Here is a 13,864-nt window from a genome sequence, read left to right as displayed (position 1 = left end):
GGAGGGCTGGCAATGGGGCGCAGCGCTAGAAGTCGGCGGCCGCCCCCAAGGTGCCCAATATGTTCTCGAGCGCCGCGCGACGCTCGGGCGTCCAATCGGCGCCACGCGACACAAACAAGCAGGCTTGGCTGCGCAGCATCACGCCGTCTTCCAATACGCGCAGGCCGTTGGCGGCAAGGGTCGAGCCGGTGCTGGTGATATCGACGATGATATCGGCCACCCCGGATGCGGGCGCGGCTTCAGTGGCCCCGAGGCTTTCCACCGTCCGGTATTCGGCGATGCCGGCGCGGGCGAAATGCTGGCGGGTGACGGTGATATATTTGGTGGCAATGCGCAGCCAACGGCCGTGGCGGGAGCGGAAGTCGGAAGCGACATCGGCCAGATCATGGAGATGGGTGACATCGATCCAGCTATCGGGCACTGCGACCACCACATCGGCATTGCCAAAACCCAGCTCGGCGGCAACCGCGACGGCGGCCGGCCCGACTTCGCTGGTTTCGTGGATCAGGTCGAGCCCGGTGACGCCCAGATCGATGGTGCCGCGGATCAATTCGCGGGCAATCTCAGCCGCGGGGTAAAAGCGGACGGTGATCTCAGGGTGTCCGTCTACTGCGCCCAGATAAGAGCGCGCGCCGCCGGGGCGGGTGATCTCGAGGCCACGGGCGGCGAACCAGTCGCGGGTTTGCTCTTCAAGACGCCCTTTGGAGGGCACGGCAAGGGTAAGGCCGGTCATTGCACCAACTCGGCCTCCAAACGATCAACCCACACGGCGCAGCCGGAGGCGGCGATGGGCGCCGTAGCGCCAAGGCGCTCGAGCAGCCGATCATATTGCCCGCCCGACACCAGGACGGCGCCGCCAGGACCGCGCATCTCGAAAACAATGCCCGTATAATAATCGAGCCGGGGCGAGAAGCTGGCGTCAAAGCTCACATGCGCTTCGCCCAGATTGTCGAGATGCCGGCGAATAGTGCGAATGGGGGCGCCCAGCATCAGCCGGTGCCGCGCCGCCAGGGCTTCGAGGCGGGTCAGCGCCTGCAATACGGGGCCGGAAATGGCGAGATAGTCCCGCAGCAGCGCCAGGGTTGCGGGCGGCACATGGGCGGCATCAAGCGCCTGCTGCTCGAGATAGCGGTCCGCGATTTCGGTGGGGGTGCGTCCTTCCGACAGGCTGAGGCCCGCCGCCACCATGTTTTCGGTAATCTCGCCGATCAGCGCTTCGCGCGTGGGCTGCTCGGCGCGGGGAGCGTCGGGGGCGGCTTCCAGTCGGCTGAGCAGCCGACCCATGGCCTCGGTGTGGCCGAAGCGGTGGCGGATGCGGGGGCGCCAGGGCGCGGGCATGTCGGCCTGGGCCAGCAAGGCCTCGAACAAGCCAACACCGCCGAGCCGGATGTGCGGGCGCACGCCATAAAGGTCGAGCGCGGCGCGGGCAAAGGTCAGCACCTGATCGAGCGCCACGTCGCCATTGGGCTGGGCCACCAGCTCAAGCCCCGCCTGGTCGAATTCGGCGGGCAGGCCTTCGCGCTGGCGGAAGATGGGCCCGAGATAGGAAAAGGCCGCAGGCGCGCCGGCGCCATTGGCGATGTAATCGGCAACAATGGGCAGGGTGAAATCGGGGCGCAGGCAATATTCGGCGCTGCTCGCCCCCGAGGTCAGCAACAAGCGGCGCCCGAATTCCTCGCCGGCCAGGTCGAAATAGGGATCGGCCGGCAGCAGCAGGGGCGGCGCGGCCCGGGTGGCGCCCTGAGCCTCCACCAGGGATTCGAGCTGGGCGCGGCGGTAAGCGGCGTGCGTCATGCGACCGCTCCGGATCGAGGATAAGCCGGGCTGGGTAACTCACTGAATGACCCCCTCCCCGGCCCTCCCCTCAAGGGGGAGGGAGGGCAGGAGCCTTGAGCTCCTGGTGTGCTTTCCCATCCGATCAGGGCCCCGGTCATTGCTCGCTCAGCAGCTGCTGGATGGCCGATACCAGGTCTTCGCGCTTGATCTCGAACTGGCCGGGGCGCGCGGCTTTCCATTCGGCATTGTCGGTGATGGCGGCGGCGGCCTGCTTGCCGGCCACGAGATCCTTGACCTGCAAAATGCCCCCTTCGCGCTCAAGCGAGCCTTCGATGATCACGGCAGGGGAATTGCGCTTGTCGGCATAGGCGACCTGCTTGCCGAAATTCTTGGTGTTGCCCAAAAACATTTCGGCACGAATGCCGGCCGCGCGCAGCTCGGACACCATCGCGGCGTAGCCGGCGGTCTGGTCCTTGTCCATCACCAGCACGACAACCGGTCCAACCGGCTCGGCTGACTTGAGATTGCCGGTAAGCTTGAGGGCATTGGCCAGGCGCGACACGCCAACTGAAAAGCCGGTGGCCGGAACGGGTTCACGCCGGAAGCGAGACACGAGGCCATCATAGCGCCCGCCACCGCCCACCGAGCCGAACACCACGTCCTGACCCTTTTCGTTCTGCACCTTAAAGGTGAGTTCGATCTCGAAAACTGGACCGGTGTAATATTCGAGGCCGCGCACGACGGAGGGGTCGAGCACGACGCGGCCGCCAAAGCCAGCGGCGCTGACCAAGCCAAAGATCGATGCCAATTCCTGCACGCCCTCAAGCCCGCTGGCCGAGCCGCCGATCAGGCCAGCAAGATTGTTGATGGTGGCGATGACATGGGCATTGCTGCCCTTTTCCACGCCCGGCGCGGGAGTGCCGCTTTCGAGATAGCCCAAGATGGGCTCGATCTGTTCGGCCGAAAGGTCGGCGCCCTTGGTGTAATCGCCGCTTTCATCCTTGCGACCGGCGCCCAGCAGCAGCTTGACGCCGTCGATGCCGAACTTGTCGAGCTTGTCGATGGCACGCAGCACGATAAGCTTTTGCTCTTCAGTGCCGACGCCGGCGGTCGCCAGCACGCCATCGAGCACCTTGCGGTTGTTGACCCGCACCACATACTGGTTCTGCAGGCCCAGTGCATCCATCACATCGGCCATCATCATGCACATTTCGGCGTCCGCCTCGGGGCCGGCGGCCCCAACGGTATCGGCATCGAACTGCATGAACTGGCGGAAGCGGCCGGGGCCTGGCTTTTCGTTGCGGAACACATAACCCTGCCGATAGGAGCGATAGGGCTTGGGCAGGGTTTCGAAATTCTCGGCGAAGTGGCGGGCGAGCGGCGCAGTCAGGTCATAACGCAGGCTCAGCCACTGCTCGTCATCGTCCTGGAGCGAAAACACGCCGGCATTGGGCCGGTCGGTATCGGGCAGGAATTTGCCGAGGGTTTCGGTGTATTCAAAGAGGGGCGTTTCCACCGGATCAAAGCCATAGCGCTCATAGACCTGGCGGATGGTTTGCACCATGGCATCAACGGCCGCGATCTCGCCGGGCGTGCGGTCTTCAAAGCCGCGCGGCAGGCGCGGAGCGATCAGCTTGGCTTTTTGGGTCATCGGGCGGTCCTGGGGCACGCGTCGTCCTTAGCGGATCGGCCAAGGGGTGACAACAGGGGTGGGCCGGGTCAATCCAGCCCACCCCTCCCCTCACAAGGGCGGTGGCGGCGCCCCACGCCGGCCGTGAGGATTGATCTGCACGTCAAGCCAGTGCATCGGCTGGATGGGCGGGCTCAGCCCCACATCTTCGCGCAGATAGGCGGGCAGGTCTGGAGGCAGGCGTGGCCGGCTCCAATAAGCGCGCAGCGCCGCGATGAGCACGGGGACGAGGCCGCGCTGCTGCACGGCATCGGCGATGGAATATTCAACGCGCAGCACAATGCTGCGCCCGTCAAACTGATGTGACATGGCAGTTCCGGACGCGATTAGGCGCCGGCCTTCTGTTGGATGGTGGTGATGAGCGGAATCCTGGCCGCAAACGACCCGATTTACGCGCATCACCGATGTGGAGGCTGGATGATGTCCAGTGGCACGAGTGCCGGCAGGGGGGAAACGGAGGGTTTAGCCTCGGTGTCGGAGCTGCATGGAATTCATTCGGCGGCGTAGGCGGATGCAAACTGTCATTGCTGGTGCCTCCCGAATGGCGTTGCTGGACCCCGCTCGTGTAGCTCACGAGCTCGCGAGGAGCAAGCGGGAATGCGGCAGGTTGTCGCAGAAGGTCAGGGCTGTTGCGCCCGAGCAACAACCAAGCTGGGGCGTGCCAGGCTTGCCCGCGCGGCCTCGACTTCGGCGCGGCAAAAGCAAGTGTGAACGTGATCATTGACGAGGCCCATGGCCTGCATGAAGGCGTAGCAGGTGGTCGGGCCGACAAAGTTGAAGCCGCGCTTGCGGAGGTCCTTGGACAAGGCACGCGAGGCATCGGTTTGCGCAACGAGACGCAAGGCGTCCCAACTCAGGTCGGTGGGACGCTGGTCGGGGGCTGGCTCGAAGCGCCAGAAATAAGCGGCCAGTGAGCCGAACTCATCGATCACTTCGAGTGCCCGGCCGGCATTGTTGATCGTGGCGGTGATCTTGCCGCGATGCCGGATGATGCCGGGATCGAGCAGCAGGGCTTCCACGTCTTCGGGCGACATCGCCGCAACGCGCGCGATGTCGAAATCATGGAACACCGCGCGAAAACGCTCGCGTTTGCGCAGGATGGTGATCCAGGACAGACCGGACTGGAAGCCCTCCAGGCAGATCTTTTCAAACAAGCGCCGGTCATCGGTAACGGGGCGGCCCCACTCGGCATCGTGGTAATGCTGATAAAGCGGGTCGGCGCCCGCCCATGGACACCGGTTACTCTCCGGCAATGCTTCAGGCATGGTTGTCACAACACGGGTCTTGGTTCAGTTTTAGCCAAAGCGAATTGTGGCAGCTTGGTGGCCATTAACGTTCTGGGTTTATCAGGCTTTGGGTATTTAACGCCATATTGGCCGGCAATAAACGGATTGGAGCTGTTGCTATGGGTTTACCTTACCTCAAAAGCGCCCTGGCGCTGATGCTTTGCCTTTCAGTGTCGCTGCCGGCGCAGGCACTGCCTCCGGGTTGGCGGTTCCTCCCTCCTCCGGGCGTGACAGGCGGCTACAGCCCACCCCCGCAAGTCGTGATGGTGCGATCCAGCAATCGCATTCCCGCGCAGTTTCAACGCACCGTGGTGCAGGTCACGACCAAGGAGCGCGCCGGAACCATCATCATCGATACCTCCGAGCACTTCCTGTATTACATCCTCGGCGATGGCCAGGCGCTGCGCTATGGCATCGGCGTGGCCAAGAGCGGCTTTGAGTGGCGCGGCACGCACCGGGTGAGCCGCAAGGCAGAATGGCCGAGCTGGACGCCGCCAGCAGCCATGCTCAAGCGTCGGCCAGACCTGCCTCGCCACATGGAAGGGGGCATCAACAACCCGCTGGGCGCCCGCGCCCTTTACCTGGGCTCGACCCTGTATCGCATCCACGGCACCAATGAGCCCTGGACCATTGGGCAGAACGTCTCCTCGGGCTGTATCCGCATGACCAATGACGATGTGGTTGACCTGTATGAGCGGGTGCAGCTGCGCACCAAGGTGATTGTGCTTTAGTAAGGGTTTGTCACGCAAAATGGCGGGGCCTCGCCACCGGGGCCTCTAGCCATGGGTGCGCCCGCCATGCCTCGCTTGCTTTGCCTGCTCCGCAATTTCGGCTCCGACGAGCGCGGGGTCTTTGCCGTGATCTTTGGCTTGATGGCCATTGTGCTGGTGGCCATGGGCGGGGCCGTGGTGGATTATGTGACGCTGGAGCAGACCCGCAACCGCGGCCAGCTGGCCCTCGATGCGGCGGCACTCGCGCTGCAAGGCGAGATCTTCAAGGTTCCGATCAACAGGGCGGATATCGAGACCAAGGCCGAGGCGCTGCTGCTAGAGCGCATTGGCGATGCCCGGGTGGAAGCAAGCATCGAGACGGTCCGGACTGATCCGGCGAGCGGCACCCTGTTCTTGCAAGCGCATATCAAGGTGCCCACCGCCTTTGTGCAGCTCGTGGGGGTTCCCTCACTGGAAGCGCGGATCGTTTCAGAAGCTACAAGGCAGATGCTTGAGCTGGAAGTGGCGATGGTGCTGGATAACTCGGGCTCCATGGGCCAAAGCCGGCGCATGGAATATCTCAAGGAAGCGGCGACCTGTGCCACCAATATCCTGTTTTATGACAAGGTAAACGACGCCTGCGCGCCCCTCGACACCCGCAATCCCGCGCCGAACGTGGCCATCAGCATTGTGCCCTTCACCATCATGGTCAATGTGGGCCCGCAGTTCTCGAATGCGGCCTGGCTCGATTGGTCGGGGCAATCGCCACTTGCAAAGCTGAACTTCGACAGCGACGACGATGACAGCAATGTTTTTACCGGGCTGGTAGACCGCAAGAAGCTGTTTGAGCAAACCAAAGTGCCGTGGCGCGGCTGCGTGGAAGCCCGCCAGGCGCCCAATGACACGACGGATGTGGCACCCAATTCGGCGCAAACCAAGTTCCTGCCGATGTTCTCGCCCGATACCAACCGGTTTGGCGGCAATGATTATATATCCGACCTTGGCAATTTGAGCATCACTTCGGGGCGCTGCGAGATCAACCAATGCATTCGCACTGTCCGACAGACCGATTGCCGCAGCCTATTTGGCTACGCCTACTGTAACGGAACAACCACAACCACCTACAGTCGCCAGGTAGGCAATACGACCACGGCACCCTCAAGCAGCTGTATCGGCACCAACTGGACCCAAGCGGAGGAAACGCAGAGCGCCATTACCAACGGAGTGATGACGACCGTTTCAACGTTCAGCCCACTGAGCCGGCGCGAGCTGCAGGAGCGGCTGTGCAAGTACAATGGTACCACGGTGACAGACTCTCGCGGCAGCGGGCCGAACGCCCTCTGCCCGGAAGTTGCTGTTCTGCCCCTCAGTCACTCCCCTGCAGCGGTGCTAAATCGCATCGCGGGAATGCGAGCCGATGGCAGCACCAATATCCAGCAGGGTGCGATGTGGGGGGTGCATGCGCTATCGCCAAGCGAGCCGCTTACAGAGGGACTACTCAATACCAATGCCGCGGTCTCCAAGAACCTGATCATCATGACCGATGGCTCCAATGACCCTGATTGGCTCGCCTATGATAGATCCGACAACGGTACGAATGCCTATATTACCTGGGGCTTTCGCAAGGATGGCCGGCTCGCCGACACCGATGGCATCCCCAATAACGAGAATGAATATGCCGCCTTTAACACTGAGGCGAAGATGATCAGTGCGATGGATGCCAAGACCCTAGCCACTTGTGCAACCGCCAAGGCAGCCGACATGAAGGTGTTTACGATCGGACTCAGCTCACCCAATGCACAAGCAACCAACGTGCTGACCAATTGCTCCTCTGGGGAGGGATATGCCTATTTTCCCCAGACCCCGGCCGAGCTCAAGGACGTGTTCCGGCGCATCGCCGCGCAGCTGGCGCAGTTGCGGCTGGCCAGATAGGGCTGCTTCCACGAGCTACATGCAAAAATGCCTCGCCGGGGAAGCGAGGCAATTTTCGATCGGGGCCGTGGGTGTGGGACGCGGGCTAGAACCGGTAGGCAAAGCCGAAGGCGGCGAGGTGGCGGGCATCGTCCGACGAGAGATCGGTGCGGTACTCATACTGCCCACGCAGCGAAAAATTGGCGGACAGTGCCAGTTCGGCGCCGGCGCCCAGACCGGCAAAGGCATCCGTGTCCGAGTTGGTGCCGAGGTCAGCAAGGGCAAAGATCATCAGGGTTTCGCTTGGGAGAAAGCCGGCGCGGGCCAGGGCGGAGAGATCGACGCTGCCGTCGCCAAACCGGGCTACGCCCGCTTCACCGCTCAGGATCAGTTCACCAGCGGCCCAGCTATAGCCGAGAGCGGCGGCGATGCCGCCAGTGGAGTCTGGGCCGACCACGGCTTGACCCAGAACACCGGCGTAAAAGCCGCTCCAGTCGACAGCCACTTCGTACTCGGTCGGCAGCGCCGGCACATCGAGCTGCGCAAAGGCCTCGGCGCCCTGCGCGACGGTTGGAACAGCCGCCAGCGAGATGCAGGCAAGCAGGGCAAGGGACTTGGGATTCATGCGAAGCGCTCCGGTGATCCACGCACTTGGCACCAAACGTGGTTAACATCGCCTTAAAATATCGCGCGCAGCTGGCCGCCACTTTGCCGGACATCTTAAGGGTTTACTGGTACTCCACTGGCATTATTACCATGAATTCTGGAGTGTTTTCATGCGTTCCCCAAGTTTATCCCGCCGGTTCATGCGTACCGGCCTCCTGACTGTTGCCGCCTTTGCTTTGGCCACAAGTGTAAGCTTGGCGGACGATTGGGTCGCCGAGCGGCTGCGCGGCGGGGTGTTCGCGCTTGAAAACGGCCAATGGGTGCAGTTGCAACGCGGCGACGTGGTGCCCGACAACCGACCCATCCAGACCGCTACCGATGGGCGGGTTACCTTTACGCGCGGCAAAGAGCGGCTTGATCTTAGCCCGGGCACCCAGGTTCAGATCTTTGACGCGGCTGCCGGCGCGTTGCCCTATACTACTGTGCGCCAGTATTTCGGCGAAGTTGGCGTGGAAGCCGAAGTGCGCAATGTCGAGCACTTCGCGGTGGAAACACCTTATCTCGCGGCCGTAGTTAAGGGCACCCGCTTTTCCGTGCAAACCAGCGACACCGCATCGCGCGTCGATGTGGAGCGCGGCGAGGTTTCGGTCAGCGACAATGATAGCGGGCAGGTTGCCAGCGTTGCAGCCGGCGAGTCCGCTTCGGTCGGCCCCGAGGTCGGCGAGATCGTCACTCAGCCGACCGCCACTCCATCCAGCGCTCCCGCAGAGCCGCCCAGCATCTCCACAACAGCGGGCGAGTCCCACCCCCAACCGGACCGCGGCACTCAACCCGATCCAGGACGGCCCGGCACGACGCCATCCGACAATAACGGGGGCAGCACCGGCAATGGTGGCGGGAACAATGGTGCCGGGAACGGCGGCAATGGTTCTGGCAACGGCGGGAACGGTTCTGGCAACAGCGGCAATGGTTCTGGTAACGGCGGGAACGGTTCTGGCAACGGCGGGAACGGAAACGGAAACGGAAACGGCGGAGCCGGGAACGGCAACAACGCCAATGGCAATGGCAATGGCAATGGCCAGGGTTACGGCAACGGTGGAAACAACGGCGGGGGCCAAGGCAATGGTAATGGTGGCCCCGGCAATGGCGGTCCCGGACCAGGCAATAACGGGAACGGCCATGGGAATGGCTCCGACAAGCCTGACAAGGATGATCACGGCAACGGCAAGGGCAATAACGGGAACGGCAACGGTAATGGCGGCAATCCCGGCGGTGCCCCGGGGCCGGGGCCCGGGCCCGGGGCGGGGCCTGGGCACAACCACGATCACGACGACAAGGGGCCTGGCAGAGGCGACAGCGGCCCTGGATCCAACAACGGCAACGGCAACGGGCCCGGTGCGAACAACGGCAAGAAGGATTAATCGCCAGCAAGCAAAAGCTGCCGGGATCGACAGCTTTTGCCCGCCTTGCCCGGCGGGGAGCGCTTTAGCTGTGCCGGGACTTGCCCCCGCTCCCTTGCAGGGCACTGAGAACCACCGCGCCCACCAACCCGGCGATCAGCGTGGCAGCTAGGGGATGCTTTTGCGCCGCCAGCAAAGTGCTGTGGCGGCGCACATGGAAGTTTTGGTTGCCCTCGCGCTTGCCGTCCGTACGAGGCTGATAGAGATTGTCGCGCAGGCTTGGGTCGCCCGGGTCCCAGGGCGCAATCTGCAGCGGCCGCCCTACACCCTCCAGCAAACGATCCGTCAAACGCGGTGCCAGCCGTCCGGCCAGCGTAATCAGGAAACCGGCCCCCCCGACATACAACTGGCGCCGCGGATGCTCGGCGGCAAACAGGATCGCGTCCGCGACGAGCTCGGGATCGTAAAGCACCGGCGGCAGGCGCGGGGGCGCATCGAGATAATTGCGGGCATGTTCGGGGAACGGCGTATGAATGGCGCCGGGCTTGATCAGGGTGACCGAAATGGGCGCCCCCTCCTCCTCCAGTTCCATGCGCAGGGCATCCGTCGCCGCCTGCACAGCGTGTTTGGAGGCTGAATAAGGGCCCTGCAAGATCATGGTGCGGTCCGACAGCACTGAGCCTAGATTGATGATCGCGCCTCCCTTAGCGCGCAGATGGCGCGCGGCGACCAGCGAGCCCATCAGCACGCCGAAATAATTCACCTCAAATACCCGGCGATGGTCGGCGAGCGTCACCTGTTCCATGGTTCCATAAGTGGCCGCCGCCGCGTTGTTGACCCAGGTTTCAAAGCCACCAAAGCTGTCGATGGCCGCTTGCGCGATGCGCTCGGCCGCAGCATCGTCGGCCATATCGGCCGGGCAGATCGCGACCTCCCCTCCCCCAGCTCGCAGGCGGACCGCCACCCGCTCCAGGTCATCGGCACTGCGGGCAGCGAGCACGACTTTGGCGCCGCGGCGCACCGCCTGCTCGGCGGTAGCCAGGCCATTGCCGCTGGTCGCGCCGGTGATCACAATCACCTGCTGGCTGAGAGGTTTGAGCTTGGCAGGCATTGTGCACCTTTGAATGGAATGCCAGCTAACGCCTGCGTTCGACCCTGGTTCAGTCAAGAAGCCGCACAAGACGGTGAGCTGGCGGTTTGCGGCCAGGCGCGTTTTGCGGTAAACCTTTCGAGTCGAAAAAATTGTGAGGCCGGTGTGGTTATTCCGGCCCCTGCGCAAGCGGGATAGAGTCGCTCCAGCGAACCCACGGCATCAACCCATATCGGGATGGTGCCTGGCGGAAGCGAGCTTTCGTCATGTGCCGTCCTCCTTTGAGAGAACCGCAATGACCGACAAGAAGACCCTCCTCGTAGCCCAGCTCTGCATCACCTTCATGATGGCCCTTTTCATGTCCGGTATCATGGGCTTGCTGGTGATGGGGCCGACCGCCGAGTGGCTGCGGGCCTGGCCACGCCAGTTCATCACCGCCTGGCCCATCGCCTTTGTGCTGACGCTGTTCACCGGCCGCATCGGCTTTGCCATTGCCCATCGCCTGGTTCGCCCTACCGCCTGATTGGGTTTCCCTCGAAAAGCCATTCGCTGGGGCAAACAAGGGCGGCGTCAGCCTTGGCTGGCGTCACCCGGCCCTGCCCCGGCAAAGCTTGCCGCTGCCGTGTCGGAATCACCGCCCCGGCAACGTCCTGTGCTTCATAGCGTGGCGGGCCAGACGAGAAAGGGAGAAGCCGGCAATGAAGGAAAGCAACGAGATCGGGTGTCGCTGCGGCCAGGTGCGCCTTGTGCTGAGCGGCGCACCCATCATCAGCACCGAATGCTGCTGCAGCAGTTGCCGGCAAGCGGGGGCCCGGCTCGAACAACTGGACGGCGCGGCGCCGATCCTGGGCGAACACGGCACCACCAGGTTCGTTCTTTACCGCAAGGACCGAGTCACGTTCCTGGGCGGGCTCGATGGTTTACGCGAATTCCGCCTGTCGCCCGAAGCAGGCACGCGGCGCGTCGTGGCAACATGCTGCAACACGCCGGTGTTTCTGGATTTCAAGGGCGGGCACTGGTTCAGCCTTTACGCTGGCCTGTGGCCCCAAGAGGCGCTGCCGCCGGTGGAGATGCGCACCATGACCTCCGACCTGCCCGATCCCTCGGTGCTTCCCGGCGACGTGCCCAATCGCAAGCATCAGTCCGTGTCGTTCTTTGCCAAGCTGTTGGGGGCATGGATGGCCATGGGTTTTCGCAGCCCCAATCTACCGGTGGGTGGCAAGCTCGAAGCCTAGCGACTTGCGCCTAAGCCGAGGTGCGGCGCACGGGTGCGGTGGTGCGGACCGAATCCTGGTCGGCAGTGATCCTCTGGCCCCGCTCGGTGAGATGATAACCGACCGCCTCGATGTCGCTCAGGCAAGCCTCGGTATCCACGGAAGGCCGCTGGGTTTCCCCCGCCACCATGTCGAGTGCACGGGTCATGGCCCATGGCCCAAACCGTTCAGGCAGATTGGCCCCGGACAGATCGTGGGAATAGCCGATGATCGATCCCTGGCCGCTGAAAACATAGACGTGCATCGCCACTCCTCTTGCTGGCCCCCATCTGCCATGAATGGCACGAAGTGTCGAGAAAGACGGCAGTGGGTATGGCATGCGGTCCGTCGGTCTCCTGGCCGCGCAAGGACCATGAGATCCTCGTCGCCGCCCTGGCAAAGATCCGCGACCTTTCCTGGCAGGCACAGCTTGTCGGCAAACCCACGACCCCGCCGTTGCAAGCCAACCTCCGGCGCCAGATCGAGGATTTGCACCTCACCGACCAAGGGACGTTGACCGGATTGCTCGACGATGCGGACGTGATCGATCGCTATCGCGAGGCTCCAACTGTCGGGGCGCTCGCCAAAGGTCGCACCATTGCTCAGCTGCCTTCCATCACGAAACCGTGCCCGAACTTGCTTACCACCTCGATTGGTCGGCGGCTGAAAGGGCGCTAAGTTCTACGTGGTTCATCATTGAACTCGAGAAGGAGATCGGCATGTCTGACACCCTCTTCCAGCGCCGAACCTTGCTTTGCGCGGGCACCGCGTTTGCGGTGGCCGGGCTTGCGGGCCTCACAATGCCTGCTCGCGCTGCCAGCCTTCCTCCGACGCCCTCCATGCGTGGCGGCGCCAACAACTATATGCCCGGCGCGCCGATAGTTGAGCGCATCGGCAGCGGCGGCTTCTGGATGTCAGGCACGGTGCTGCACGCCAGCGACGGCGCCCCACTCGCGGGTCAGCGCATTCAGATCTGGGCCCATACCACGGAAGGCAGCGAGCGTGACTGGCACAGCCACGGCGCCACGCTGTCTGACGCAAACGGCGCGTTCCGGCTCGAAATGCCGCAGATCGTCCCAGCGCTGGGCCAGGCGCATGCGCACCTCGCCTATGACAGCGGCGAGTACGAGACCGTATTCCTCCGCCCCCTGCTGTCCAGCGCGAAGGACACCAGCCTTACGGCACACTTTGTCCTGCAGTCTGCCTGACCCGACGCGATGCGGCTGGCCCAGGCGCTACTGATCTGGGCCGGCCTGACGCTCGCCATCGTCGTGCCGCTGACCCTTGCCGCGACAAGCGAATACCTGGCGTGGCGCGATCCGGTCTATATCACCGCCGGCTTCGCAGGCGTGGTGGCGCTGTGCGTTGCGCTGGTGCAGCCGCTGCTCGCTGCCGGCTGGCTCCCCGGCCTGCCCCTGTTGCGCGGTCGTCGTGTACATCGTGTAGGGGGTATCGTCTTGGTCGCTGCGGTGATCGTCCACGTCGCCGGGCTGTGGATCACCAGCCCGCCCGACATAGAAGACGCGCTGTTCTTGCGCTCGCCAACTCCATTTTCCGTCTGGGGGGTGGTCGGTACGTGGGCGCTTTTCGCAGCCGCGCTGCTCGCGATCTTCCAGCGCCGCCTTTCGCCGCCCGTCTGGCGCCTCAGTCACACCGGCCTCGTCAGCATCGTCGTGCTTGCCGGCGTGATCCACGCAATGTTGATCGAGGGCACAATGGAGACGATCTCGAAGGCCGTGCTCTGCAGTCTAGCCATCATGGCAACCGCGGCTGCGGCCGCAGCCCCGTGGCTGCGTGCGCGACGGCGCGCACTGAGCAAAGGACGGAGTTAGGTTAGTTCCGCGGCCGCTTTAAAAGAGTGAATATGGGCAGAAGCGGACCTGACCGAAGCCGATCGCTAGCGGCCGGCAGCGGTCGATCCGTAATGCGCCCCATTCCGATTGCTCAGCCGCTCCAATCAAGCTCCGGAAAGCCGCCGTTCTGGTCTGGCGCGCCGGAACGGCTTCCTTGGGGTGGAGGCTGTGTGAGAACTCGCGGCGGCGTCTGGCCTGAGCGTGATGCGTTGGCACCAGCGGGACCGCTTCATCCCCTTAAAGCTTGGAGGATTGGCACCACGCCGGCGACAGCGATGGCGCGCTTGAT

Annotated in this window: 16 protein-coding genes; 8 read left to right on the top strand and 8 right to left on the bottom strand. The window is 63.6% G+C overall.

Annotated features, from left to right (window positions below; all coding sequences use genetic code 11):
• Positions 1 to 25 precede the first annotated feature (25 nt).
• The 5 genes from hisG to HRU92_RS00060 all read right to left on the bottom strand — a co-directional run bounded on the left by hisG (position 26) and on the right by HRU92_RS00060 (position 4,731).
• Positions 26 to 733 carry an ATP phosphoribosyltransferase gene (gene hisG, locus HRU92_RS00080; RefSeq protein WP_172122537.1) on the bottom strand — a complete coding sequence of 236 codons (708 nt, stop codon included), beginning with the start codon at positions 731 to 733 and terminating at the stop codon, positions 26 to 28.
• Complete coding sequence (locus HRU92_RS00075) at positions 730 to 1,794, bottom strand: ATP phosphoribosyltransferase regulatory subunit (protein WP_172122536.1); 1,065 nt, start codon at positions 1,792 to 1,794, stop codon at positions 730 to 732. Before HRU92_RS00075 ends, hisG begins: the two co-directional genes overlap by 4 nt.
• 136 nt (positions 1,795 to 1,930) lie before the next feature.
• Positions 1,931 to 3,427 carry a histidine--tRNA ligase gene (hisS, locus tag HRU92_RS00070; RefSeq protein WP_172122535.1) on the bottom strand — a complete coding sequence of 499 codons (1,497 nt, stop codon included), beginning with the start codon at positions 3,425 to 3,427 and terminating at the stop codon, positions 1,931 to 1,933.
• A 90-nt stretch (positions 3,428 to 3,517) separates the two neighbouring features.
• A complete protein-coding gene (locus HRU92_RS00065; protein WP_172122534.1) occupies positions 3,518 to 3,775 on the bottom strand; it encodes a hypothetical protein in 258 nt (85 codons plus the stop codon).
• 311 nt (positions 3,776 to 4,086) lie between these two features.
• Complete coding sequence (locus tag HRU92_RS00060) at positions 4,087 to 4,731, bottom strand: DNA-3-methyladenine glycosylase I (RefSeq protein ID WP_172124851.1); 645 nt, start codon at positions 4,729 to 4,731, stop codon at positions 4,087 to 4,089.
• 140 nt (positions 4,732 to 4,871) lie between these two features.
• Between HRU92_RS00060 and HRU92_RS00055 the strand changes: the two genes are divergently transcribed.
• Positions 4,872 to 5,483: a L,D-transpeptidase gene (locus HRU92_RS00055; protein WP_172122533.1), complete on the top strand. Its 612-nt coding sequence runs from the start codon at positions 4,872 to 4,874 to the stop codon at positions 5,481 to 5,483.
• A 66-nt stretch (positions 5,484 to 5,549) separates the two neighbouring features.
• On the top strand, positions 5,550 to 7,394 hold the full coding sequence (locus tag HRU92_RS00050; RefSeq protein WP_173087292.1) for a pilus assembly protein TadG-related protein: 1,845 nt from the start codon (positions 5,550 to 5,552) through the stop codon (positions 7,392 to 7,394).
• 85 nt (positions 7,395 to 7,479) lie between these two features.
• On the opposite strand, the gene HRU92_RS00045 is transcribed toward HRU92_RS00050, so the two are convergent.
• A complete protein-coding gene (locus HRU92_RS00045) occupies positions 7,480 to 7,998 on the bottom strand; it encodes an outer membrane beta-barrel protein (protein ID WP_172122532.1) in 519 nt (172 codons plus the stop codon).
• A 151-nt stretch (positions 7,999 to 8,149) separates the two neighbouring features.
• Between HRU92_RS00045 and HRU92_RS00040 the strand changes: the two genes are divergently transcribed.
• On the top strand, positions 8,150 to 9,400 hold the full coding sequence (locus tag HRU92_RS00040) for a FecR family protein (RefSeq protein WP_173087291.1): 1,251 nt from the start codon (positions 8,150 to 8,152) through the stop codon (positions 9,398 to 9,400).
• A gap of 64 nt (positions 9,401 to 9,464) precedes the next feature.
• Here the strand turns inward: HRU92_RS00040 and HRU92_RS00035 are convergent, their stop codons facing one another.
• Positions 9,465 to 10,490, bottom strand: coding sequence for an SDR family oxidoreductase (locus tag HRU92_RS00035; protein ID WP_172122530.1), 1,026 nt, complete (start codon positions 10,488 to 10,490; stop codon positions 9,465 to 9,467).
• 274 nt (positions 10,491 to 10,764) lie between these two features.
• Between HRU92_RS00035 and HRU92_RS00030 the strand changes: the two genes are divergently transcribed.
• Together HRU92_RS00030 and HRU92_RS00025 are read left to right on the top strand one after the other, a co-directional pair.
• Entirely contained in the window at positions 10,765 to 10,992 is a 228-nt protein-coding gene (locus HRU92_RS00030) for a DUF2798 domain-containing protein (protein WP_172122529.1), read from the top strand.
• A 175-nt stretch (positions 10,993 to 11,167) separates the two neighbouring features.
• Positions 11,168 to 11,704: a hypothetical protein gene (locus tag HRU92_RS00025; RefSeq protein ID WP_172122528.1), complete on the top strand. Its 537-nt coding sequence runs from the start codon at positions 11,168 to 11,170 to the stop codon at positions 11,702 to 11,704.
• A gap of 10 nt (positions 11,705 to 11,714) precedes the next feature.
• Here the strand turns inward: HRU92_RS00025 and HRU92_RS00020 are convergent, their stop codons facing one another.
• A complete protein-coding gene (locus HRU92_RS00020; protein ID WP_172122527.1) occupies positions 11,715 to 11,987 on the bottom strand; it encodes a hypothetical protein in 273 nt (90 codons plus the stop codon).
• A gap of 44 nt (positions 11,988 to 12,031) precedes the next feature.
• Between HRU92_RS00020 and HRU92_RS00015 the strand changes: the two genes are divergently transcribed.
• From HRU92_RS00015 to HRU92_RS00005, 3 genes are read left to right on the top strand one after another with little or no spacing between them, the layout of a single operon-like run.
• On the top strand, positions 12,032 to 12,400 hold the full coding sequence (locus HRU92_RS00015; RefSeq protein WP_172122526.1) for a glycosyltransferase: 369 nt from the start codon (positions 12,032 to 12,034) through the stop codon (positions 12,398 to 12,400).
• 41 nt (positions 12,401 to 12,441) lie between these two features.
• A complete protein-coding gene (locus HRU92_RS00010) occupies positions 12,442 to 12,930 on the top strand; it encodes a twin-arginine translocation pathway signal (protein WP_172122525.1) in 489 nt (162 codons plus the stop codon).
• Positions 12,931 to 12,939: 9 nt separating this feature from the next.
• The gene (locus HRU92_RS00005) at positions 12,940 to 13,554 is read left to right on the top strand and encodes a ferric reductase-like transmembrane domain-containing protein (RefSeq protein ID WP_172122524.1); all 615 of its coding nucleotides are present in this window, start codon (positions 12,940 to 12,942) and stop codon (positions 13,552 to 13,554) included.
• Positions 13,555 to 13,864 lie beyond the last annotated feature (310 nt).

This window comes from Devosia sp. 1635 (assembly GCF_013185955.1).
Lineage (GTDB): Bacteria > Pseudomonadota > Alphaproteobacteria > Rhizobiales > Devosiaceae > Devosia.
This window is presented reverse-complemented; position numbering and strand designations above follow the sequence as displayed.